Source organism: Agrococcus jejuensis, from assembly GCF_900099705.1.
In the GTDB taxonomy this organism is placed as follows: Bacteria; Actinomycetota; Actinomycetes; order Actinomycetales; family Microbacteriaceae; genus Agrococcus; species Agrococcus jejuensis.
In genome coordinates this window covers 1,893,483-1,915,445 of record NZ_LT629695.1, presented here as the reverse complement: position 1 = coordinate 1,915,445, position 21,963 = coordinate 1,893,483, and the positions used below count along the sequence as shown (strand labels likewise).

The window sequence follows — 21,963 nt, the reverse complement described above, 5'->3', positions numbered from 1 at the left end:
GTCGTCTGTTTGTCGTCATTGCGACGATAACTCTGAGCTCAGGTTGTCGTCAAGATGACGAGATCGGTAGGCTGCCGTGGTGCCCCGCCTCCCCGCCGCGAGCGTGACCGTCGACCTCGTCGTGCTCACGATCCGCGACCGCGCGCTGCACGTGCTGCTCGTCGAGCGCGGCATCGAGCCCTTCGCGGGCGCGTGGGCGCTGCCCGGCGGCTTCGTGCTCGCCGACGAGGACCTCGACGCCGCCGCCCACCGCGAGCTCGCCGAGGAGACGGGCGTCGCCTCGGGCATCCATCTCGAGCAGCTGCGCACCTACGGCGCCCCTGGGCGCGATCCGCGCGGGCACGTCGTGACCGTCGCGTGGCTCGCGCTCGCGCCCGACCTCGACGAGCCGGCCGCCGGATCCGACGCCGCCGGTGCGCGCTGGTGGCCGATGGATGCGGTCGCGCGCGGCGACGTCGCGCTCGCGTTCGACCACGCCGCGATCGTCGCCGACGGCCTCGAGCGCGCTCGGGCGAAGCTCGAGTACTCGTCGCTCGCCGCCGCGTTCTGCCCGCCGGAGTTCACGGTCGCGCAGCTGCGCGCCGTCTACGAGGCCGTGTGGGGCGTCGCGATCGACCCGCGCAACTTCCACCGCAAGGTCACGGGCACGCCCGGCTTCGTCGAGCCGACGGGCGGCACGATCGCCGAGGGTGCCGGCCGCCCCGCGCGGCTCTTCCGCCGCGGCCCGACCGACGCGCTGCATCCGCCCCTCACCCGAGCGCAGAGTTGAGGACTTCGGCCCGAAGTGGTGACCACTTCGGGCCGAAACCCTCCACTCCGCGAACGTTCAGTGGGGGCGGCGGGCCACCAGGAGCACGTGAGTGTCTGGCCAGGGGATGGGGTCGCCGGTGGCCGAGAGCAGGGTCGCGTCGGGCGCGAAGCGGTGCTCGACCATCCACTCGTTGCGCCACGGGCCCGAGCGCTCGTCGACCTCGAGACCCGCGCGCTCGACGAGCGCGACCCAGTCCGACCACGACAGCGCGCAGAAGCGCTCGTGCATCTCGGACAGCCAGTTGCCCGTGTAGTGCACCTTCGTCATGAGCTCCATGGCGTCGCCTTGACGCAGCGCGATCGTGCGCTCGTCGACGACCTCGTACGGCCACGGGCTGCCGGATGCGGCGCGGAAGTCCTGCGCGAACTGCGCGACGCGCGAGCCGACGGGCAGCGCATCCAGCACCGCCGCGACCTCGTCGTTCGAGCCCGAGAGCGCGACGGCGGGCGTGCGCACGTCGCCGTCGGCGAAGCGCAGCTGCACCGGTGCGGCGAGGTCGGCGGGCCCGCACACGTCGGAGTTGATCCACACGCCACCCGGCTGCGTCTGTTCGGCGATCGCCGCCGCGAACCGCTCGAGCGATGGGAGCCCATCGCCGTACGACACGATCTCGTGCGTGAGCGCGAACGTGAGCGTCGTCGCGATCGACCGGTCGGGGAAGAGCGACCCGGCCATGATGTTGCGCCGGTAGAAGTATGTGCTGGGGTTCGCGAACGCGCCCTGCGCGAGCTTGTGCACGCACTCGGCGAAGAGCGGCGCGGCGACCTCGATGCCGATGAGGTCGGACTCGGCGAGCGCCGGCTCGCGCGCCGCGAGCTCGAGCATGCCGCCCGTCGCGCATCCCACGTCGACGATGCGTCCGGGCACGACGAACGGCCGCGCCTGCGCCCACTTGCGCGGCGCCGCATCCTCGAACGAGCGCATGTACGAGCGGTAGTCGCGCGTCGCGGTGAGCCCGCCCTCGTCGCCCACGACGGGGTCGGCGGCGACCATGCGTGCGAGCTCGTCGAGGCCGTAGCGGTCGACGATGTCGAGGCTCGCCGCGTGCACGCCGTCGCGCCATGCGTCGTCGCCGGGCAGCGACGTCGCGAGCGCGTCGAGGTGCGCCCACGGCGGCACGGCATCCGTGCCCGCCTCGAGCGGCGCGACGCGGTAGCCGAGGTCGCGGTACATCGCTGCGACGGCCTCGGTCGAGCAGGCGACGACCGCCGTCTGCGGCGTCGGCACGAGCCTGCTGGCGGTCGCATGCTCGACGGCCTTGAGGGTCAGCTCGGCGAAGCGATCCGTGGGCGGCACGTCGACGACGGGCACGACGACCGAGGGGATGCGCTCGACGTGCGCGAGGATCTCGATCGCCGCCTCGCGCCGGTGCCCGGGGAACGGGTTGCGCCGGGTCGACGCCTGGTTCGCGCTCGTCACGGCCCACACCACGACGGCGTTCGGCGCCATCACGATCGGCACGCCCGCCTCGTCGCGCTCCTCGGAGGCGAGGATGCGGCGCAGCGCGCGCACCTGGAAGTCGGTGAGCAGGTGATGCCTGCCCGGCACGAGCACCATCGACGGCGCGGATGACGGATGCGGGGAGATCACGGCATCGTCCGTCTCGTGCGTCGCGGGCTCGCCCGTCGGCGCCGATGGCACCAGCGAGACGACCGGCGCGGGCTCGGGCGTCGCCGGCTCCTCGATGCTCACGCCTTCGCGGCCTTCGCCGCCGCCTTCGCCGCCTGCTTCGTCGCGCGCACCTGCTTGAGGGAGTCGGCATCCACGATGTCCGCGACCGAGCGGTACGAGCCCTCCTCGCCGTACGCGCCGGCCGCATCCCGCCACCCGGCGCCGTCGAAGCCGCGCTGCTTGCCGAGCAGGGCGAGGAAGATGCGGGCCTTCTGGTCGCCGAAGCCCGGCAGCGCCTTGAGGCGGCGCAGCACCTCGGCGCCGTCGGGGGCATCGCGCGTCCAGATCGCGGCGGCGTCGCCACCCCAGTCGTCGACGACGGCGCGGGCGAGGTCCTGCACGCGGGCGGCCATCGAGCCGGGGAAGCGGTGCACGGCGGGCTTCTCGGCCATGACGTCCTTGAAGGCGTCCTCCTCCATGCCGGCGATGTGCGCGGGGTCGAGGTCGCCGATGCGGTCGTGCAGCTTCGCGGGGCCGGCGAACGCCGCCTCCATCGTGATCTGCTGGTCGAGCAGCATGCCCGTGAGCAGCGCGAACGGGTCGTCGGAGAGCAGACGGTCGGCGGCGTCGTCGCCCGTGATGTGCAGCGCGGAGGTCATGCTCTCAGCATCCCGCATCCGGCTGCGGCGCGGGAGGCGGCTGCCGCGGTGGAGCTCCCGTTGCGAGCTGGCGACGACGACGACGCGTCAGATGCCGAACAGCGCCTTGCCGAAGACGATGAGCACGATGCCCATCGCGGCGAGCAGCACGCACACCGCCATCGCGCCCCAGCCGAGCACGCGGTTGCGGGGCGCCGACTGCTCGAGCTGGCGGGCGCCGAGCGCGTAGATCGTGGGGATGCCGGCGCCGAGCAGCAGGCCGACGACGAGCACCGAGACGATGGAGACGAGCAGGGCCGAGAGGTCGAACATCACGCACCACCCTTGCCGCCGCGACGCTTGCGCGGCTTCGCGACCGGCGCGATGCCCGACGCGACCGTCGACAGCTCGCGGTCGATCGCCTTCTTGCGCTCGCGCTTCGCCTCCTTGCGCTCCTCCTTGGGCATCGCATCCCACTCGGCGCCCACGTTGGCGTGGTCGACATGGCTGCCGCGCGAGCGCAGCCACATCGCAGCGCACGCGACGATGAGCACCGCGGTGATCACGATGGAGCCGACGAGGTGGCCGAAGAGGTCGGCGACGAGGAACGAGACCGCGCCGACGGCGCCGGCAGCCGGCAGCGTGACGACCCAGGCGAGCAGCATCTTGCGGGCGACCGACCAGCGCACCGTCGCATCCGTGCGCGCCATGCCCGAGCCGATGACCGAGCCCGACGCGACGTGCGTCGTCGACAGCGGCAGGCCGAGGTGCGACGAGGTGAGGATGATCGACGCGCTCGAGAAGTCGGCCGACATGCCCTGGCGGGGCGAGATGTCGACGATGCCCTTGCCGAGCGTGCGGATGACGCGCCAGCCGCCCATGTACGTGCCGGCGGCGATCGCGAGCGCGCAGACGATGCGGATCCACAGCGGCATGTCGGCGTCGGGGTCGAGCGAGCCGTGGGCGACGAGCGCGAGGAAGATGACGCCCATCGTCTTCTGCGCGTCGTTCGTGCCGTGCGCGAGCGACATGAGCGATGCGGCGCCGATCTGGCCCCAGCGGAAGCCGCGCTGCTCGGTGCGCGTCGAGATGCGGCGCGTGACCTTGTGCACGAGCCACGTGCCCGTGAAGGCGACGAGGCCCGCGATGATCGGCGCGAGGAGTGCGGGGATGAGGATCTTCTGCGCGACGCCGCCCCACAGCACGCCCGTGACGCCGAGCGCCGCGATCGTCGCGCCGATGAGGCCGCCGAACAGCGAGTGGCTCGACGACGACGGCAGGCCGAACAGCCACGTCAGCACGTTCCAGATGATCGCGCCGGTGAGGCCGCACAGCACGATGAGCATGAGGGACTCGCCGTCGACGCCCGTGAGGTCGACGATGCCGGATCCGACGGTGCGGGCGACCTCGATCGACAGCATCGCGCCGACGAGGTTGAGCGACGCCGACAGCGCCACGGCCACCTTGGGCTTGAGGGCACCGGTCGCCACCGAGGGTGCCATGGCGTTCGCCGTGTCGTGGAAGCCGTTCGTGAAGTCGAACGCCAGCGCCACGAGCACGACGATCACGAGGATCGCGAGCTCCTGCATCGACCCCGATCATTCACCATCCGTTCACTCCCTGTCGACCTGAAGTGGCGGTTCAAGCGGATGGACGGGTGCGGATGGGGCGCGTCCGGCCGGTTGCGAGGTGCGGTTGCTGCACTGAGGTGCCGTTGCAACCGCACCTGAGTGCAGCAACCGCACCTCGCAACGACCGGCGCGCGCATCCGCCGCGCGGCGTCCTCCCCGTGGCGGAGGCGCGCGCCGCGACCGCTCCGTAGCGTCGCAGCCATGGACATCCAGGCGACCATCCCCGAGACCGTGCTGCTGCTCGCGCTCGACGACGCATCCGGCAAGCCCGTGCTCGACGGCACGACGCTGCTGCAGACGCTCGGCGGCGCGGGCCTCGCCGAGCTCGTCGTGCGCGGCAGGCTGCGGCTCGCCGAGGAAGGGGAGCCGACGGGCACGAAGCCCGGCCGGTTCGTGGCGTCGACCGCCGTCGTCGAGCCTGCGCTCGAGGCGTTCGTCGAGCACGCCGAGGACCGCACGCCATCGGATGCGCTCACGCGCGTCGTCGGCTGGGGCGGCACGCGGTCGGTCGCCGCCCGACTCCGAGCCGAGCTGCTCGGCGAGCTCGTGGCCGAGGGCGCCCTCGCGCACGCCGAGACGCGCTGGCTGGGCATCGCGTGGTCGGAGCGATGGGAGCGCGGCGCGAGCACCGAGCGCGAGGATGCGATGCAGTCGCGCGCCCGCGCGCTGCTGCAGGGCGACGAGCCCGCCGCATCCGACGAGCACCTCGTCGCCGCCCTCGCGATCCTGCACGGCGCGAAGGCGCTGCCGAAGGTGTTCCCCGACCTCGACGCGAAGCCGCTGAAGACCCGCGCCGACGCGCTGGCGCTCGGCTCGTGGTCGAGCGAGGTCGTACGCAAGGCCGTCGAGGCGATGCAGGTCGCGATGATGGTCGCGACGACCGTGCCGATCACGGTCGCCGCCTCGAGCTGAGCGTCGCTGCGCCCTGCGCGAACCGGCCGCGCATCCCAGGCTCCGACCAAGGTTCGCGGCGCACGATGGATGCATGACCACCACCGCACGCCGCGCCAACCCGACGGCCTGGATCGCCTTCTGGATCGGGCTCGCGGGACTGCTCCTCATGCCCATCCCGCTCTTCATCGGCCTCATCCTCGGCGGCGGCCTCTCGATCGTCGCCGCGATCCTCGGCGTCATCGCCCTGCTCAAGGGCCTCGCCCGCGGCGGCAAGGGCATCGCGCCCGTCGTCTTCACCGCGATCTTCATCGCCCTCACGTGGGGCGGCATCTCGATCGGCGGCGGCGTCCTCTGGTAGCCGCTCGCCCCGCATGACGCCGTCGGTCGCCGCGCGCGACCGGCGGCGTTCGTGTGTGCTTGGATCGCCGCATGGGCGATGGGCATGCGCGGCACGAGCCGCATGACGGTGGATGGCTCGACCGGCTGAGCTGGCTGCGCGCCGGCGTGCTGGGCGCGAACGACGGCATCGTGTCGGTCGCGGCGGTGCTCGTAGGCGTCGCGGGCGTCACGACGCAGTCCGGGCCGCTGCTGACGGCGGGCGCCGCGGCGCTCGTGGGCGGCGCGATCTCGATGGCGCTCGGCGAGTACGTGTCGGTGTCGTCGCAGCGCGACAGCGAGCGAGCGCTCATCGAGCTCGAGCGGCGCGAGCTCGCCGAGGACCCCGAGGGCGAGCTGGCCGAGCTCATCGAGCTGTGGGAGCAGCAGGGCCTCGACCGCGAGTCGGCGACGCTCGTCGCGACGCGGCAGACCGAGCGCGACGCCCTGCAGGCGCACCTGACGCTCGAGCTCGGCATCGACCAGGACGACGTCGTGAGCCCGTGGCGTGCGGCGTTCGCGTCGCTCGTCGCGTTCACGGTCGGCGGCGCGCTGCCGCTCGCCGCCATCATGCTCGCGCCCGTCGACGTGCGCGTGGGCGTCGCGATCGTCGTCGTGCTGCTCGCGCTCGGCGTCACGGGCGCGATCGGCGCCCGCCTCGGCCGCGCGCCGTGGCAGGCGGCGACGGTGCGGATCATCGTGGGCGGCGCCATCGCCCTGGCCATCACGTACGGCATCGGATCGCTGCTGGGGGTCGCCGGGGTCGGGTGACGATCGTGACCGGCCGCGGATGCGCCTCGACTCGTCGGATCCACGGCGCTGACTGGTCGCAGTTGCACCGGACTGGTCGCTGTTTCGCGATGACTGGTCGCAACTGCACCACAGTGGTCGCAGTTTCGGTGCAACTGCGACCAGTCATGCGCATCTCTGACCAGTCCCATGCATCTCTGACCAGTCCCGGTGCATTCGCGACCAATCACCCCTGACGCAGCGCCGCATCCGCGGAGTAGCATGCTCCAGTCAGGTCGCGAGGATGCGACCGGTGCTCGGAAAAGGGGCACGCAACCCAACGGGCCAGCAGCCCGGGCCGGCGAGACACATACGGAATCCATCCGTCACTGCTCTCGAGAGGCCATCCATGCCCATCGTCTCCGCGCACGTCGCCCACGCGCTCGCTGCCCACTCCGACGTCGTCTTCGGCGTCATGGGCAACGGCAACGCCTATCTGCTCGACGCCGTCGAGCGCGACACGGCCATGGCCTTCGTCGCCGTGCGGCACGAGGCGGGCGGCGTCGTCGCCGCCGACGTGCACCACCGCGCCTCCGGTCGCCTCGCCGTCGCCACCGCGACGTACGGCGCCGGCTTCACGAACACGCTGACCCCGCTCGCCGAGGCCGTGCAAGCGCGCGTGCCGCTCGTGCTCGTCGTCGGCGACGAGCCCACGACGGGCGCCCGCCCGTGGGACGTCGACCAGGTGGCGCTCGCCGCCGCCGTCGGAGCCCGCACGTGGGTCGTCGGCGTCGGCGACCCGGCCGGCGCGACGATCGACGCGATCGAGCACGCGCTCGCGCACCGCACCGCCGTCGTCGTCGCCATCCCCTACGACGTCGCCACCGCCGACGCCGGCTCGCTGCCCGAGCTGCGCGCGCTCGCGCTGCCGTCGCCCGTGCCGCCCGCCGCATCCGACGTCGCCGCGATCGTCGACGCGCTCGCCGGCGCCGAGCGCCCCGTGATCCTCTCGGGCCGCGGCGCGTGGCTCGCCGGCGCGGGCGCGGGGATCGACGCGATCGCGGATGCCGTGGGCGCGCTCACGACGTCGAGCGCGCTGGGCCGCGGGCTCGTGGCGCGCGACGAGCACGACCTCGGCGTGGCGGGCGGATTCGGGGCGGACGCCGCGATGGCGCTCGTGCACGACGCCGACGTGGCGCTCGTGGTCGGCGCGTCGCTCAACCAGTTCACGATGCGGTTCGGCGAGCTGTTCGCCGAGGATGCGCGCGTGCTGCAGGTCGACGTCGCCGAGTCGGCGACGAACGGCCGGGTCGACGTGTACGCACGCGGCGACGCGGCGCTGACGGCGCAGGCGATCGTCGACGAGCTCGCCGCCCGCGGCGCGACGCCGAGCGGCTGGCGCGAGTCGGTCGACGCTCGCGCTGCGCGGGGTCGCGAGCGCGGCGACGGCGCCGCGTCCGACGGCCGTCTCGACCCGCGCTCCGCCGCGGCACGCATCGGCGAGCTGCTGCCCACCGACCGCGTCGTCGTGACCGACGGCGGCCACTTCCTCGGCTGGTCGAACATGCACTGGCCCGTCGCATCCCCCGACCGCCACCACATGGTCGGCACGGCGTACCAGTCGATCGGCCTCGGCTTCCCGTCGGTGCCCGGCGCGGCCGTCGCGCATCCCGACGCCACGATCGTGCTCGCGACCGGCGACGGTGGCGGGCTCATGGCGCTCGCGGACCTCGAGTCGGCCGTGCGCGTCGCGGGCGGCCGCGGCGTCGCCACCGTGTGGAACGACGCCGCCTACGCCGCCGAGACCACGCTCTACGGCGGCAAGGGCCTCGCGCAGCCGCCCATGCTCATCCCCGAGGTCGACTTCGCCGGCCTCGCGACGGCGGTCGGCGCCGAGGGCGTCGTCGTGCGCACGATGGCCGACCTCGAGCGCCTCGGCAGCTGGGCCGCCGAGGACCCCGCCACGCGCCGCTTCCTGCTGCTCGACCTGCGCATCTCGCGCGAGGTCGTCGCGCCGTACCAGGAGGAGATCATGCGCGTGAACCAGTCGCCGACGCGCGCCGAGATCGCGCCGGAGCCGGTGCCCGCGTAGGGATGCGTCGGGCGGCCGCCCGCATCCGCATCCCCGGTCCTGCGTTCTGCAGGCGATCCGGGGTGGCGAAGGGAAGATGCCCCTCTGCCACCCCTGATCGCCTGCACTACGCAAGCGAACGTGCCGACCGAAGCGGGTCAGCGCCCGTCGCGCACCGCGCGCACGAACGCCTCCACGTGCTCGCCGAGCGCAGCGATGCGGCGCTGCATGGCCGCCTCGACGTCGAAGCCGACGTAGCGGGCCGTCGGCTGCGTGCGCACGTTGACGGGGCACTCGAACGCGGCGCAGACGAGCGTCGACACCGAGTCGCCCTTGCGGCCGGCGTCGCCCGCGCGGCGCGCATTGAACGAGACGACGTCGTTCGGCAGCGTGACGTCCTCGCACCACGAGCACTGCGGTCGCGTGCGACTCGAGGCCTCGGTGCGCTGCAACGCGACGCCGACGGGCTCGCCGTCGACCTCCGCGACGACGAACCCGACGCGCGGCCGCTTCGGGTCGCGCCAGCCGAGGTACTCGAGGTGCGACCAGTCGAGGTCGAGGTCGGGCATGGGGATGTTCGCACGCTCCTTCTTGGAGACGTTGACGAAGGTGGCGCGCACGAGCGCGCCGTCGATGGGCTGCATGACGATCCTGTTCGAGGAGGGTCCGCGGTCGCGGACCGTGGATGGGTGGGTGTGCGAGCAGAGCGACCGGTGTCGCTGCGCCCTCGAGGAGGGCAGAGCTCGTGGCGCGGGGTCGCCGAAGCACGGCGACCGTCGCGGCTACCCGAGGTCGGCGGGTGCGCCGCCGACGACCTCCATCCACCCGATGGGCATCGCGAACGTCATGTGCATGGCCTCGACGGTACTCCTGTGCGCGACGCACCTCATCCCTCGTGCGACGGAGGCGCAGCGGGGCTCCCAGGCTGCGTCGGCAGGATCGGCGCATGCCCCGACGCCTCCTCGCCCTCGCAGCGCTCGCCGTCGCCGTCGCGAGCGTCGCCGCGTGCGCCGACGGGGCGAGCGTCGACCCGATGCCGTCGACCTCCGCGACGCCGACCGCAGCGCCGGACGAGTCGCAGCAGCCGGTCGTCGCCGACGACGCCGGCCCGAGCGAGCAGGCGATGGGCGAGGCGACGCTCGTCGAGCCCGGCGCCTACGAGTACGTCGTCGCATCCGGCGACACCCTCGGCGCCGTGGCCGCGCGCTTCGGACTGTGCGTGCGCGACATCTCCCCCGTGACCGAGCAGGGGCTCACGCTCATGGCCGGGGAGTCGTTCGTCGTGCAGCGTCGCGTCGACGAGCCGCTCGGCACCGTCGCGTGCGCGATGGGCTGACGCCTGCCGTTCGCGTTTCGCAGGCGATCAGGGGTGGCGGAGGGAAGATACCCCTCTGACCACCCTGATCACCTGCAGAACGCAAACCGACAGCAGCCAGAAGCCCGCGTGGAAGAGTGGCCCCATGGCGGCAGATCGCACGACCCTGCTCATCCTCGGCGCATCCGGCGACCTCACGTCCCGGCTGCTGCTGCCTGGCATCGCGACGCTGCTGCGCGCGCAGCCGCGGCGCAGCCTCGAGATCGTCGGCGCCGACCTGCGCGACCTCGGCCAGGACGAGTGGCGCAACCGCGTGCAGACCGCGATGGCGGCGGCGCACGGCGACGGGGATGCGGGCGAGCTGGGCGCGACGGCGCAGCATGTCGTCGACACCACGCGCTACGTCGCGGGCGACGCGACCGACCCGACGAGCCTGCAGGCGCTGCTCGAGAGCGTCGACTGCGACCGCCTCGTCATCTACTTCGCGCTGCCGCCGCACGTGAGCCGCATGGTCTGCGAGGCGCTCGCCGAGGTCGGCGCGCCCGACGGCGCGATCCTCGCGATCGAGAAGCCGTTCGGCTCGAGCCTCGACGACGCCCGCGAGCTCAACGCCCTCGTGCAGCGCATCGTGCCCGAGGATCAGATCTTCCGCATCGACCACTTCCTCGGCCTCTACACGGTGCTCAACCTGCTCGGCATGCGCTTCGCGAACCGCATCCTCGCGCCGCTGTGGGATCGCGACTCCATCGCGAAGGTCGAGATCCTCTACGACGAGACCGTCGCGCTCGAGGGCCGCGCCGGCTACTACGACACCGCGGGCGCGCTGCGCGACATGATCCAGAGCCACCTGCTGCAGGTGCTCGCGCTCGTCGCGATCGAGCCGCCCGCATCGATCGACGCGCGCGACCTGCGCGACGCCATCGGACAGGTGCTGCGCGCTGCTCGCGTCGTCGATGCGACGACGGATGCGCGCCGCGCCCGCTACACGGCGGGCACGATCGGCGACCGCGAGGTGCCCGACTACGTGGCCGAGGAGGGCGTGGATGCGAAGCGCGGCACCGAGACGCTCGCCGAGGTGACGGTGCACGTCGACAACCAGCGCTGGGCGGGCGTGCCGTTCGTGCTGCGCAGCGGCAAGGCCATGGGGCACATCCGCAAGCAAGCGGTCATCCACTTCCGCGAGCCGGCGCACGTGCCGCGCGGCTTCGGCGGGCGCAACTCGGCAGACAGGCTCGTGCTCGACTTCCGCCCCGACTCGTTCGCGATCCACCTCACGACGAACGGCAAGGGCGACCCGTTCACGCTCGAGCAGTCGGTGCTGCGCGGCGAGCTCGGCGGCGGCCAGCTCGAGCCGTACGGCGAGGTGCTCGCGTCGATCCTCGACGGCGACCCGCGGCTCGCGGTGCGGGCGGATGCGGCCGAGGAGTGCTGGCGCATCGTCGAGCCCGTGCTGCGCGCCTGGAAGCGCGACGAGGTGCCGCTCGCCGAGTACCGCGCCGGCGGCGTGGGCCCGCGCGGGTGGCGGTCGAACGGGGCGGCGACGGACTGAGGCCGGGCCGCGCACCGCGCACGCCCCGGCCTCTCCGCCACGATCAGTCCTCGTCGACGAAGATGACCTCGCGACGGCGTCGCATCGCCGGGAGCGCAGCCATGACCAGCGCGAGCGCGCCGATGCCCAGCAGCGCCGCCGACAGCGGACGCGTGACGAACACCGACGGGTCGCCCTGCGAGATGACGAGCGCACGCCGCAGGTTCTCCTCGAGCAGCGGCCCGAGCACGAAGCCGAGCAGCAGCGGCGCAGGCTCGCAGCCCGCCCGCAGCAGCACGAACCCCAGCAGGCCGAAGACGGCGACCGCCAGCACGTCGTAGATGCTCTGCGAGATCGAGAACGTGCCGATCGCGGCGAACAGCACGATCATCGGGAACAGCACCCAGTACGGCACACGCAGCATCCGCACCCAGATGCCGACGAGCGGCAGGTTCAGTGCGACGAGCAGCAGGTTGCCGATCCACATCGAGGCGATGAGTCCCCAGAACAGCACGGGCTCGGTCTCGATCACCGTCGGGCCGGGCGTGATGCCCTGGATGATGAACGCCCCGAGCATGAGCGCCATGACGGGATGCGCGGGGATGCCGAGCGTCAGCAGCGGGATGAACGACGTCTGCGCCGCCGCGTTGTTCGCCGCCTCCGGTCCGGCGACGCCCTCGATCGCACCCTTGCCGAAGCGCTCCGGCGTGCGCGAGATGCGCTTCTCGAGCGAGTACGACGCGAAAGAGGCGAGGATGTGCCCGCCGCCCGGCAGCACGCCGAGCAGCGATCCGAGACCCGTGGCACGCAGGATCGGCCCCGTCATGCGGCGGAAGTCGTCCTTCGACGGCCAGAGCCGCGAGACCTTGGCGACGATCTGCTCGCGACGCTCCGGATCCGCGAGGTTGCGCAGGATCTCCGCGATGCCGAAGACGCCGACGGCGAGCGACACGAAGTCGATGCCGCCGTCGAGGTCGCGGATGCCGAGCGTGAATCGCGCGACGCCGGTGAAGGTGTCCTGGCCGACGGTCGAGAGCAGGATGCCGAGGGCGATGGTCGCGATCGCCTTGAGCACCGAGCCGCTCGCGAGCGCGACGGACACGATGAGCCCGAGCACGACGAGCGCGAAGTACTCGGGAGCGCCGAAGCTCAGCGCGACCGCCGCCAGCGGTGGGGCGGCGACGGCGAGCAGCACCGTCGCGACCGTGCCTGCGAAGAACGACGCGATCGCTGCGGTCGCGAGCGCCGTGCCCGCCTTGCCGATCCTGGCGAGCTGATGCCCGTCGATCGCCGTGACCGCCGACGACGACTCGCCGGGAAGGTTGATGAGGATCGCGGTCGTCGACCCGCCGTACTGCGCGCCGTAGTAGATGCCGGCGAGCATGATGAGCGCGGTGACCGGCTCGTCGAACGCGAACGTGATGGGCAGCAGCATCGCGACCGTCGCCGTCGGGCCGATGCCGGGCAGCACGCCCACGGCCGTGCCGATGGCGACGCCGAGCAGGCAGAACAGGAGGTTCTGCCACTGCAGCGCCGTGGACAGGCCGAGCAGCAGGTTGTCGAGCAGCTCCACGGTCAGCCTCCCAGCCAGTCGCCGAGCAGCGGCACGCGCAGGCGCAGTCCGACGACGAAGATCAGCCAGCTCCCGGCCGTGAGACCGACGCCGACGACGAGCGGCTGCCACCAACGGACGCCCTGGCGTGCGAACGACGCCAGCACGACGGTGCCGGACGCTGCGAGCAGCAGCCCGAGCCCGTCGACGGTGAGCGCGAACCACGCCACGGCTGCGGTGACGAGTACCGCGGGACGCCACGGGATGCGCCCGAAGGCTGCCGGTCGGCTCGGCCGGTCGGCAGCGGCGTCGATGCCGTGCTCGGCCGCGTCGGCGACGAGCGCCTCAGGAGCCTCGTCGTGCACGATCGTGGGGGCGACGAATGCACGGATGCCGATCGCGACGCCGAGCACGACGAGCACGCACGCGGCCGCGAGCGGGAACGCACCCGGTCCGAGCGCCAGTGGCGTGCCGAGGTCGAACGCGAGGGCGCCGATCGCGAAGACGAGGCCGAGCCCCGTGAGCACCGCGCCTGCGACGAGGTCGGCCGACGACGCCCGACCGGCGCCTCCGCGCGAGCCGTGCTCGCGCGGAGGAGTCGTGGCGTCGATGTCAGCGTCCCGGCTCGGAGAGGACGTCGTCCCAGAGCGCGATCTGCTCGCTGAGGCGCTCGGCGAGGGCCTCAGGCGTCGCATCCGCTGCGCTCACGGGCGCGATGCCGAGCTCGGCCATCTGGTCGACGACCGCCGGGTCGGCGAGCGCGGTCTGCAGCGCGGTCTCGAGTGCCGCGATGACCTCGTCGGGCGTGCCGGCGGGCACGTACAGCGCGTGCCAGACACCGATCTCGAGGTCAGGGAGGCCCGCCTCGGCGGTCGTGGGCACGTCGGGGAGCACCTCGACGCGCTCAGGGGTCGTCACGGCGTACGCGTCCACCTCGCCGCCCAGGATCTGGCCCGCGGTGTTCGTGGTCTGGTCGCACAGCAGGTCGACCTGCCCACCCAGCAGGTCGGCCATCGCGGGCCCCGTGCCGTCGTACGGCACCTCGGTGAGCTCGACGCCGACGGCATCCTGCAGCAGTCGAGCGCACAGGTTCGACGCGGATCCCACGCCAGCGTGCGCGATCGTGACGGACTCCCGCTCGTCCTCGAGGTAGGCGACGAGATCCTCGAGGTTCGAGGGTCCGAGTCCCGACCTCGAGACGATCGTCATGGGCACCTCCGTCACGAGGCCGACGGGCGCGAAGTCCTCGACCGGATCGAAGTTGAGGTCGTCGTACAGCGCGGGCGCCGTCGACATGCCGATGTGGTGCATGAGCACCGTGTAGCCGTCGGGATCGGCGGCGGCCACCTCGCCGGCCGCGACCGTGCCGCCTGCGCCCTCGACGTTCTGCACGACGACCTGGGCGCCGAGCTCCTCGCCCATGGGGTCGGCGACGATCCTCGTCACGGTGTCGGTGGGCCCGCCGGCCGCGAACGGCACGACGATCTCGATCGTGTCGTCGGGGTAGGCGGCGTCCGAGCCGCCGCTGCACCCTGCGAGGGCGAGCAGTGGCAGCACCGCGAGCGCGGCGATCGATGACCGCCGCGTGGCGGTCGTGTGGGTGGCGCGCATGATGACTCCTTCGTCGTCGGGTGTGGCGGGGTGGATCGGATCAGGACAGCGCGGGCGCTGCGCTCTGCACGTCGATGGCGTCGAGCACGGCACGGCTGAAGGTGGTGGTGGAGGCGTCGCCGCCGAGGTCGCGCGTGCGGGTGCCCGCGGCGAGCACGTCGCTGAAGGCTCCGTGGAGCGATGCGGCCGCGGCGTGCTCGCCGAGGTGCTCGAGCATGAGCGACGCAGCCCACAGGCACCCGATCGGGTTCGCGAGGTCGCGGCCCACGATGTCGGGCGCGGTGCCGTGCACGGGCTCGAACAGCGACGGATGCCGACGCTCGGGGTCGAGGTTGGCGCTCGGTGCGATGCCGATGGACCCTGCGACGGCTGCGGCGAGATCGGAGAGGATGTCGCCGAAGAGGTTCGAGGCGACGATGACGCTCGCGCTGCGGGGCTTGAGCACGAGGCGTGCGGCGAGCGCGTCGATGAGCACGCTCTCGAGGACGAGGCCCGGGTGCTCCTCGCGGACCACGTCGCGCACGACCTCGTCCCAGAAGGGCATCGAGTGGATGATGCCGTTCGACTTCGTCGCCGACACGAGCGCTGCCCCGCGGCGATCGGCGAGCGAGGCGGCGTAGCGGGCGACGCGTGCGGTGTTCCGCCGCGTGAACACGGCCTCCTGGATCACGAGCTCGTGCTCGGTGCCCCGATGCAGTCGACCGCCCGCCTCGGAGTACTCGCCCTCCACGTTCTCGCGCACGATCACGAGGTCCATGCCGACGGCGTCCGCCACGGCGGGCTGCACGCCGGGCAGCACGGTCGTGGGACGCACGTTGACGTACTGGTCGAAGGTGCGACGGATGGGGATGAGCAGGCCCCACAGCGTCGTGACGTCGTCGATGTCGGGATCGCCCACCGCGCCGAGCAGGATGCCGTCGCCGTCGGCCAGGGCATCGAGACCGTCGACCGGCATCATCGCGCCGGTGCGGCGGTAGCGATCCGAGCCCCAGTCGCGCGCGCGCCAGTCGATGGAGAAGCCGTGGAGCGATGCGACGCGATCGACGCAGGCGATCGTCGGCTCGACGACCTCGGGGCCGATGCCGTCGCCGGGGATGGCGTCGATGACGTAGGTGCGGTGGCTGGTCATGCGGTGGTGTCCTCCTGGTGGCGGGCGGAGAGCGTGGGCGGAGCGCCCATACACTCGTGGTCGTGAGCGATGGCAAGGGGACGGCCGGCCGGCCATTGCTGGTGCTCGACAAGGTGCGCGCGATCCTCGACGCGTTCACTCCGGAGCGACCCGCGCTCACGCTCGGCGACCTGCGTCGCGCGACCGGCATCCCCACGTCGACGCTGCAGCGACTCGCGGCGAACATGGTCGAGGACGGCTTCCTCGACCGCTCCGACGACGTGCTGCGCGTCGGCGTGCGCATGCTGCACTGGTCGGCACCCGCGCTGCAGGGCATCGGCATCGTCGATCTGGCGCAGCCCATCCTGCGGTCGCTGCGCGACGAGACGGGCGAGACCGCCTGCCTGTTCCGTGAGAGCTCGGGCATGCGCGTGTGCATCGCGGTGGCGGAGTCGCTGCATCCCTTGCGACGGTCGATGAGCCCCGGCGAGACCATGCCGATCTCCGCGGGCTCCGCCGGAAGGGTGCTGCTCGCGTGGAACGCGGAGCTCGCGGACCACACGCTCTCCGGCGAGCTGTCGAGCTTCACGCCCTCGAGCGTCGTCGATCCCGCGGACCTGCGGGAGCACGTGGAGCGTGCGCGTACCGACGGCTTCGCGGTGACGGTCGGCGAGCGCGAGCTGGGCATCAGCAGCGTGTCGGCGCCCGTCTTCGGCGCTCGCGGCGAGCTCGTGGGGGCGCTCGGCGTGCTCGCGCCGACGCTCCGACTGCCGGAATCCGCGACCGGCTCGGCCGTCGCGGCGGTCGTCGCGGCCGCCGACGCGCTCACGCGGCTGCTCGGCGGGCGACGCACCGTCTGACGTCGACCTCTCGACTCCGCTCGGCAGCTGTGGCGGGGCGCTCGTCGTGCTGCGCATGCGAGCTCCTTCGCTCCGGGGACGGCTCACAATGTAAGTCACGAATCACAATGAGAGCAAGTACGTGCGAGGATGGAGCACGGCGCGAGGAGGTCCACGGTGACGACGACGGCGGAATGCACCCGGTGCGCGGACGACCGCGATCGCAGGCTGCTCGCCGCGCTCGTCGCGATCCGCGCCGGCGTGGAGGCGATCGCCGAGGCGGTCGCAGAGGATCCTCGGGTGCGGCACGAGGAGCCCGGCGACGTGGGGCCGACCGCACCGAAGGCTGCACCGTGACGCACGCGCCGATCGGCGCGGGTGCGGTACGCGTCACCTTTCTCGGCACCTCGAGCCTGCTGGTACGCGACGAGCGCTCGGCGTTCCTCGTCGACGGGTTCCTGAGCCGTCCCTCGCTGCTGCGCGTCGCAGTCGGACGCATCGCACCCGACCCACGCCGCATCGATGCGGCGCTCGCCCGCTGCGGCATCGACCGCGCCGAGGCCGTGCTCGTGGCGCACTCCCACCACGACCACGCGATGGACGCGCCGACGGTCGCGCGCCGTCTCGGCGCGACGCTGCACGGCTCGCCGTCGACGCTGCAGATCGGCACGGGCGCAGGCATGGCCGAGCGGAGCATGCGGCGCTTCCGACACGGCGACGCGATCGTGATCGGCGCCTTCCGCATCCTCGTCGCCGAGGGCGTGCACAGCACGCCCGATCGGCTCCCGGGCATGATCGACGAGCCGCTGCGGCCGCCCGTGCGTGCCTCGCGGTACCGGGAGGGCGGCGCGTTCTCGTTCCACGTCGCGCACCCCGACGGCACGATGCTCGTGCATCCGAGCGCCGGGATCGCGCCCCACTCGTTCGACGATCTCGCCGCCAGCGTGGTCTACCTCGGCGTCGGTGGCATCGGCCGCCGCTCAGCACGCGAGCAGCGTGCGTACTGGCGGCATGTGGTCACGGCCACGGGCGCGCGCCTGGTGGTGCCCGTCCATTGGGACGACTTCGGCAGGTCGCTCGCGCACCCGCTGCAGCCGTTCCCCCGCTTGCTCGACCGCGGCGATCGCGCTCTGGAGATGGTCGACGCGATGAGCACCCGCGACGGACTCCGGTGGCACCTGCCAGCGGCCTTCGAGACCATCGCACCGTTCGCGATGGTCGACGACGCTCGCGACTGAGATCGGCCGCGGGCACGCCGGCCTACTCGTCGATCCCCGGGATGTGCTTGAAGCGCCAGCCTCGCTCGATCGACGCGGCGACGCCGGCGATGGTGATGCCCACGTTCCACTCGACCGGCAGGCGGATGGGCGACGTGAACGACCAGCCGAGCCAGTCGCGCACGACCTCGACGTGCGTGACGACCTGCAGCAGCTGCGGCAGCTCGAGGATCGCAGCGCCGATGACGATCGTGAACGAGATGGCGGCGATGACGCCGCTCGCGACGGGGAAGCGCTCGGCGAACCGCGCGCGGCCGTGCTCGGCGGTGCCGCGCTCGGGCGTCATCCGCTGCACGCCCGCCGGGGTCACGAGCCGTGCGCGCCGCACCTGGCCGGACACGATCTTCGCCTCGATGCGCCCATCCGGCACGTCGAACCTCGCCGGGCTCGTCGCCTTCGCCACCTGCACGCCGTCACGGTAGAGCTCGATGCGCTCCTCGCCGTCGCCGAAGTCCTGCTCGACGACCCATCGCGATCCCGCGTGGTCGATGCCGAGCTGCGTGCGCCACAGGAACTGCACATGGCGCATCGGTCGCAGCTGGCGTCCGTCTCCTGGCTTCGTGCGTCCCATGGCAGCGACGCTACGGACGCCGCGGTGCGAGCGCGTCAGCCCGTCGGCGGACCCTGCTGCGCGCCGCTCCCCCGGCCGGTGGAGGCCCGTGGTGCCATGACTGGTCGGAGTTGCACCGAAGCTGCGACCAGTGCGGTGCAACTGCGACCAGTCACGCGCGAACTGCGACCAGCCACGAGGCCTTCCGGCGAAGTTAGGCTTGCCTCATGTCGCAGCGCCCCGCAGACGACGCGCTGCCGGCGCCGCAGCGCGAGTCGCTCGCCGACCTGCTGGGCGGCACGCGCGCGGCGGTCGAGGCGAGCATCCCGCCTGCCGCGTTCCTCGTGGGCTGGCTCGCGGGCGGTGCGCTGCCGGGCTCGATCGCGCTGTGGCTCGGATGCGGTGCCGCCGTGGTCGCATCGGTCGCGATCGCGGTGGTCGGCATCGTGCAGGGACGCCGTCCGCGCGCCGTCGTCATCGGCCTGCTCGCCGTCGTCGTGGCAGCGCTCATCGCGGCGTACACGGGCGAGGCGCGCGACTTCTTCCTCATCCGCCTGCTCACGAACGCGGCGAGCGCGCTCGCGTGGGCGGGGTCGATCGTCGTGCGCTGGCCGTTCCTCGGCCTCATCCTCGGCGCCGTCGTCGGCACGCGCACGCGCTGGCGTCGCGACCCCGTGCTGCTGCGCGCCTACCAGCGGGCGTCGTGGATCTGGGTGCTGCAGTACGTCGTGCGCCTGGCGGTGTTCGTGCCGCTGTTCGTGCTCGACCAGCCGGGCGCGCTCGCGTTCTTCCAGGCCGCGCTCACCTATCCGCTCGTCGCCGCGTGCCTCGTGGTGTCGGGCATCGTGCTGTTCCGCTCGATCCCGCGCGACCACCCGGGCATCCGGCATCCGCGCGTGCCCGGCGAGCCCGCGCCCGCATCCGACACGCCTGCCGACGCCTGACGGGTCTTGTCACCCGATCCGTGCGGGTCTAGGGTCGGGGCCAAGCCAAGCGGTGCGGACCGACCAGGAGCCTTCACTCACCTCGCGATAGCGAGCTCCGAGCGCCAGTCCGCACCGCTTCTTCGTGCGCGGACGGATGGATGCGCTGGCGCGCGCCAACGCGTGACGCCTGCCGAGCAGCGGGAGATGCCGAGAGGATCGGCGGATCTTGATCGACGGTCGTACCGAGGTTGGCTGGCCCCCGACGAAGCGGAGAACGGTACGACCGTCGATCATGTGCGAGAGAGCACGCTTCGACGCTAGCCGCGGCTCGCGCGGCGCATCCGGGGATCGGGGTGCGGATGTGCGGGGTCCTTGCCGGATCGTCAAGAATCCCGATTCCTGCGCGCATCGCGCCTCGGTTCGTCCATGGCCGGCGCATGGACGGGGTGCACGCGCCGTCCAGGGCGTCGCCCTACGGTCGGGGCATGCGCGACGCCCTGCAGCATCCCGATGCCCGTGCCGCCGTCGCCTGCTACGCCGCAGTCGTGGCGGCCGGCCTCTTCGCGATGGCCGTGATGCCGCGCGACGGCTGGCTGTCGATCGCGCCCATGGTCGTCGTCGTGGTCGCCGGGCTCGTGGTCGGGACGGCGCTGCTCGTGCGCGCGGGCCTGCGGGGCGCGCCGCGGGGGCAGCTCGTGGCGATCGCCGCGAGCGCCGCGGGAGCCGCCGTGCTCGCCGTCGTCGTGGCGTTCGGCGCGATCCTCGGCATGAGCCTCGTGCTCGGCTTCCCCATCGTGCTCGCGATCGTCGCCGCCATCGCGCTCGTGCTCACGGGGCGCGGCGTGCCGCCGTACGCGCCCGTGCGGTGGGCCTCCGTCGCCGCCGGCACGGGCGCGAGCCTCGCGCTCGTGGGCCTCGGCGTCGCGGATGCGCTCGTCTGGCTGCCCGAGACGCTCGTGCCCGGCGCGACGGCCGCCGAGGTGCACGCCGCGCTCGCCGCTGCCGGCGAGACCGACAGCCACGGCCTCGCCGTGATGTTCGCCGTCATGTGGGGCGCGTCGACGCTCGTCGTCGCTGCCGTCGTGCTGTGGCGCCGACTGCGGCCCGGTGCCTCGCTCGCGTGGACTCTCGCGCCCGGCGTCCTCGCCATCATGGGACTGCCGTGGTGGCAGTTCGGCCTCGGCATGGACATCGCCGACACGCTCGTGACGAGCGGCGGCATGTCGTGGGCGATGCCGTGGCTCGCGGCGGCCTCGTGCGTCGCTGCGGGCGTCGCGACCTTCGCGGTGCTGCGCGACCGGGCGCCGATCGCGAGCGCCGCGGCCGTCACGGCCTGACGCGCGCGACGATGCGGCGGGAGCGGCATCGCGAGGACGCATCCCACCGCTCGCCCCGCTCCGACCGCATCCGTGCGTGTCGGTGCCGAGCTCGCGCGTCAGCGCCGCCGAGCCCGCCCGCGCGGCAGCAGCTCGACGTCGGGCAGCCGTGGCGACGGCAGCGTGGGCTCGCCGCCGGGCACGACGCCGAAGCGCTCGCGCGCGTCCTCGCCCTCGCCGCGCTCGCGCATCCACGTGTCGCGCGCCGTCGAGACGTCGTCGTGCGTCGTGCCGACGAAGTTCCAGAACATGACGATCTCCTCGGCGAACGGCTCGCCGCCGAGCAGGATGGCCACGACGTCGCCCGGCGCATCGGCTGCGGCGCGGATGCGCACGAGGTCGTCGCCCGGGGGGAGCACCGCCATGCCGCCGACCGGCACGGGCACGCCGCCGACCACGAGACCCTCGGTGAGCGCGAGCACCCCGTGCTCGAACGACGGATCCGCCGGCACCTCGGCCGCGCCGCCTGCGGGCAGCCGCACCTCGGCGCCGACGATGGGCGTGTGCACCGGCACCTCGGCGTGCAGCACGCCGAGCGACCCCGCGAACACCTGCACCGTCGCATCCCCCACCGCCACCGTCGGCACGGCGTCGAGCCCCGCGAAGTGCGGGTCGATCCACCGCTGCGCCTCGGGCAGCGCCACCCACAGCTGCACGCCGTGCAGCGAGGTCGTCTCTGGCGTCGAGTGCTCGGAGTGCGCGATGCCGCGCCCCGCCGTCATCACGTTGACGCCGCCGGGCGAGACCGTGTGCACCGACCCGACCGAGTCGCGGTGCTCGATGCTGCCGGCCACGAGCCACGACACCGTCTGCAGGCCCGTGTGCGGATGCGGCGGCACGTCCATGCCGCCGTGCACCGCGACGTCCTCGGGGCCGAAGGCGTCTGCGAAGCACCACGCGCCCACCATGTGCCGATGCTTGTTCGGCAGCACGCGCAGCACCGGCATCGCGCGCGGGCCGCCGAGCGGCACCTCGCGCGGCAGCAGCAGCTCGACGCCCGCCTCGGCGGCCTCGTCGACGCATCCGCGCTCCGCCTCGACGACCGGAGCGGCCTCGTCGTTGCTCATGGGTCGAGGCTACGCCGGGATGCGGGCCTGGTCGTGTCGAGGGGGTGCACGCGC

Annotated in this window: 23 protein-coding genes; 12 read left to right on the top strand and 11 right to left on the bottom strand. The window is 72.9% G+C overall.

The features are described 5' to 3' along the window. The first annotated feature begins 79 nt into the window (after window positions 1-79). The gene (locus BLQ67_RS09115) at window positions 80-769 is read left to right on the top strand and encodes an NUDIX hydrolase (RefSeq protein WP_231945010.1); all 690 of its coding nucleotides are present in this window, start codon (window positions 80-82) and stop codon (window positions 767-769) included. Between the two features lie 57 nt (window positions 770-826). Here BLQ67_RS09115 and BLQ67_RS09110 read toward each other — a convergent pair whose 3' ends face one another. The 4 genes from BLQ67_RS09110 to BLQ67_RS09095 form a co-directional block, all read right to left on the bottom strand. Beyond that, window positions 827-2,503 carry a class I SAM-dependent methyltransferase gene (locus BLQ67_RS09110; protein ID WP_231945009.1) on the bottom strand — a complete coding sequence of 559 codons (1,677 nt, stop codon included), beginning with the start codon at window positions 2,501-2,503 and terminating at the stop codon, window positions 827-829. Beyond that, complete coding sequence (locus BLQ67_RS09105; protein WP_092504396.1) at window positions 2,500-3,081, bottom strand: HhH-GPD-type base excision DNA repair protein; 582 nt, start codon at window positions 3,079-3,081, stop codon at window positions 2,500-2,502. Before BLQ67_RS09105 ends, BLQ67_RS09110 begins: the two co-directional genes overlap by 4 nt. Window positions 3,082-3,168: 87 nt before the next feature. Then, window positions 3,169-3,396, bottom strand: coding sequence for a hypothetical protein (locus tag BLQ67_RS09100; RefSeq protein ID WP_157674747.1), 228 nt, complete (start codon window positions 3,394-3,396; stop codon window positions 3,169-3,171). Further along, entirely contained in the window at window positions 3,393-4,649 is a 1,257-nt protein-coding gene (locus BLQ67_RS09095; protein WP_092504392.1) for an inorganic phosphate transporter, read from the bottom strand. Before BLQ67_RS09095 ends, BLQ67_RS09100 begins: the two co-directional genes overlap by 4 nt. Window positions 4,650-4,892: 243 nt before the next feature. Here BLQ67_RS09095 and BLQ67_RS09090 point away from each other — a divergent pair, with 243 nt between their 5' ends. The 4 genes from BLQ67_RS09090 (at window position 4,893) to BLQ67_RS09075 (ending at window position 8,781) form a co-directional block, all read left to right on the top strand. Continuing rightward, window positions 4,893-5,603, top strand: coding sequence for a GOLPH3/VPS74 family protein (locus BLQ67_RS09090; RefSeq protein WP_092504390.1), 711 nt, complete (start codon window positions 4,893-4,895; stop codon window positions 5,601-5,603). A gap of 73 nt (window positions 5,604-5,676) precedes the next feature. Next, a complete protein-coding gene (locus BLQ67_RS09085) occupies window positions 5,677-5,943 on the top strand; it encodes a hypothetical protein (RefSeq protein ID WP_092504388.1) in 267 nt (88 codons plus the stop codon). 71 nt (window positions 5,944-6,014) lie between these two features. Beyond that, the gene (locus BLQ67_RS09080; protein ID WP_092504386.1) at window positions 6,015-6,731 is read left to right on the top strand and encodes a VIT1/CCC1 transporter family protein; all 717 of its coding nucleotides are present in this window, start codon (window positions 6,015-6,017) and stop codon (window positions 6,729-6,731) included. Between the two features lie 367 nt (window positions 6,732-7,098). Further along, window positions 7,099-8,781 (top strand): thiamine pyrophosphate-binding protein, encoded by a 1,683-nt coding sequence (locus BLQ67_RS09075; RefSeq protein WP_092504385.1) that lies wholly within the window; start codon window positions 7,099-7,101, stop codon window positions 8,779-8,781. A 137-nt stretch (window positions 8,782-8,918) separates the two neighbouring features. Here BLQ67_RS09075 and BLQ67_RS09070 read toward each other — a convergent pair whose 3' ends face one another. Next, a complete protein-coding gene (locus BLQ67_RS09070; protein ID WP_092504383.1) occupies window positions 8,919-9,404 on the bottom strand; it encodes an FBP domain-containing protein in 486 nt (161 codons plus the stop codon). A gap of 302 nt (window positions 9,405-9,706) precedes the next feature. Between BLQ67_RS09070 and BLQ67_RS09065 the strand changes: the two genes are divergently transcribed. Both BLQ67_RS09065 and BLQ67_RS09060 read left to right on the top strand, forming a co-directional pair. Continuing rightward, on the top strand, window positions 9,707-10,096 hold the full coding sequence (locus tag BLQ67_RS09065; RefSeq protein ID WP_092504381.1) for a peptidoglycan DD-metalloendopeptidase family protein: 390 nt from the start codon (window positions 9,707-9,709) through the stop codon (window positions 10,094-10,096). A gap of 124 nt (window positions 10,097-10,220) precedes the next feature. Next, window positions 10,221-11,624 (top strand): glucose-6-phosphate dehydrogenase, encoded by a 1,404-nt coding sequence (locus BLQ67_RS09060; RefSeq protein ID WP_092504380.1) that lies wholly within the window; start codon window positions 10,221-10,223, stop codon window positions 11,622-11,624. A gap of 43 nt (window positions 11,625-11,667) precedes the next feature. On the opposite strand, the gene BLQ67_RS09055 is transcribed toward BLQ67_RS09060, so the two are convergent. From BLQ67_RS09055 to BLQ67_RS09040, 4 genes are all read right to left on the bottom strand, one after another. Then, window positions 11,668-13,176 carry a tripartite tricarboxylate transporter permease gene (locus BLQ67_RS09055; protein WP_092504378.1) on the bottom strand — a complete coding sequence of 503 codons (1,509 nt, stop codon included), beginning with the start codon at window positions 13,174-13,176 and terminating at the stop codon, window positions 11,668-11,670. A gap of 2 nt (window positions 13,177-13,178) precedes the next feature. Continuing rightward, window positions 13,179-13,682: a tripartite tricarboxylate transporter TctB family protein gene (locus BLQ67_RS09050; protein ID WP_157674745.1), complete on the bottom strand. Its 504-nt coding sequence runs from the start codon at window positions 13,680-13,682 to the stop codon at window positions 13,179-13,181. An 85-nt stretch (window positions 13,683-13,767) separates the two neighbouring features. Continuing rightward, window positions 13,768-14,766: a tripartite tricarboxylate transporter substrate-binding protein gene (locus BLQ67_RS09045; protein WP_092504374.1), complete on the bottom strand. Its 999-nt coding sequence runs from the start codon at window positions 14,764-14,766 to the stop codon at window positions 13,768-13,770. Between the two features lie 40 nt (window positions 14,767-14,806). Further along, window positions 14,807-15,895 carry an isocitrate/isopropylmalate family dehydrogenase gene (locus tag BLQ67_RS09040; RefSeq protein ID WP_092504372.1) on the bottom strand — a complete coding sequence of 363 codons (1,089 nt, stop codon included), beginning with the start codon at window positions 15,893-15,895 and terminating at the stop codon, window positions 14,807-14,809. A gap of 62 nt (window positions 15,896-15,957) precedes the next feature. On the opposite strand from BLQ67_RS09040, the gene BLQ67_RS09035 reads away from it, so the two are divergent. The 3 genes from BLQ67_RS09035 to BLQ67_RS09030 all read left to right on the top strand — a co-directional run bounded on the left by BLQ67_RS09035 (window position 15,958) and on the right by BLQ67_RS09030 (window position 17,951). Beyond that, window positions 15,958-16,734, top strand: coding sequence for an IclR family transcriptional regulator (locus BLQ67_RS09035; protein ID WP_231945008.1), 777 nt, complete (start codon window positions 15,958-15,960; stop codon window positions 16,732-16,734). A gap of 156 nt (window positions 16,735-16,890) precedes the next feature. Continuing rightward, entirely contained in the window at window positions 16,891-17,070 is a 180-nt protein-coding gene (locus tag BLQ67_RS16385) for a hypothetical protein (protein WP_157674743.1), read from the top strand. Next, on the top strand, window positions 17,067-17,951 hold the full coding sequence (locus tag BLQ67_RS09030; protein WP_157674742.1) for an MBL fold metallo-hydrolase: 885 nt from the start codon (window positions 17,067-17,069) through the stop codon (window positions 17,949-17,951). Before BLQ67_RS16385 ends, BLQ67_RS09030 begins: the two co-directional genes overlap by 4 nt. A gap of 22 nt (window positions 17,952-17,973) precedes the next feature. Here BLQ67_RS09030 and BLQ67_RS09025 read toward each other — a convergent pair whose 3' ends face one another. Further along, window positions 17,974-18,561, bottom strand: coding sequence for a hypothetical protein (locus BLQ67_RS09025; protein WP_092504367.1), 588 nt, complete (start codon window positions 18,559-18,561; stop codon window positions 17,974-17,976). Window positions 18,562-18,767: 206 nt separating this feature from the next. Here BLQ67_RS09025 and BLQ67_RS09020 point away from each other — a divergent pair, with 206 nt between their 5' ends. Next, complete coding sequence (locus BLQ67_RS09020; RefSeq protein WP_092504365.1) at window positions 18,768-19,484, top strand: DUF3159 domain-containing protein; 717 nt, start codon at window positions 18,768-18,770, stop codon at window positions 19,482-19,484. A gap of 467 nt (window positions 19,485-19,951) precedes the next feature. Further along, on the top strand, window positions 19,952-20,803 hold the full coding sequence (locus tag BLQ67_RS09015) for a hypothetical protein (protein ID WP_092504363.1): 852 nt from the start codon (window positions 19,952-19,954) through the stop codon (window positions 20,801-20,803). A gap of 98 nt (window positions 20,804-20,901) precedes the next feature. Here the strand turns inward: BLQ67_RS09015 and BLQ67_RS09010 are convergent, their stop codons facing one another. Further along, a complete protein-coding gene (locus tag BLQ67_RS09010) occupies window positions 20,902-21,909 on the bottom strand; it encodes a pirin family protein (RefSeq protein WP_092504362.1) in 1,008 nt (335 codons plus the stop codon). Window positions 21,910-21,963 lie beyond the last annotated feature (54 nt).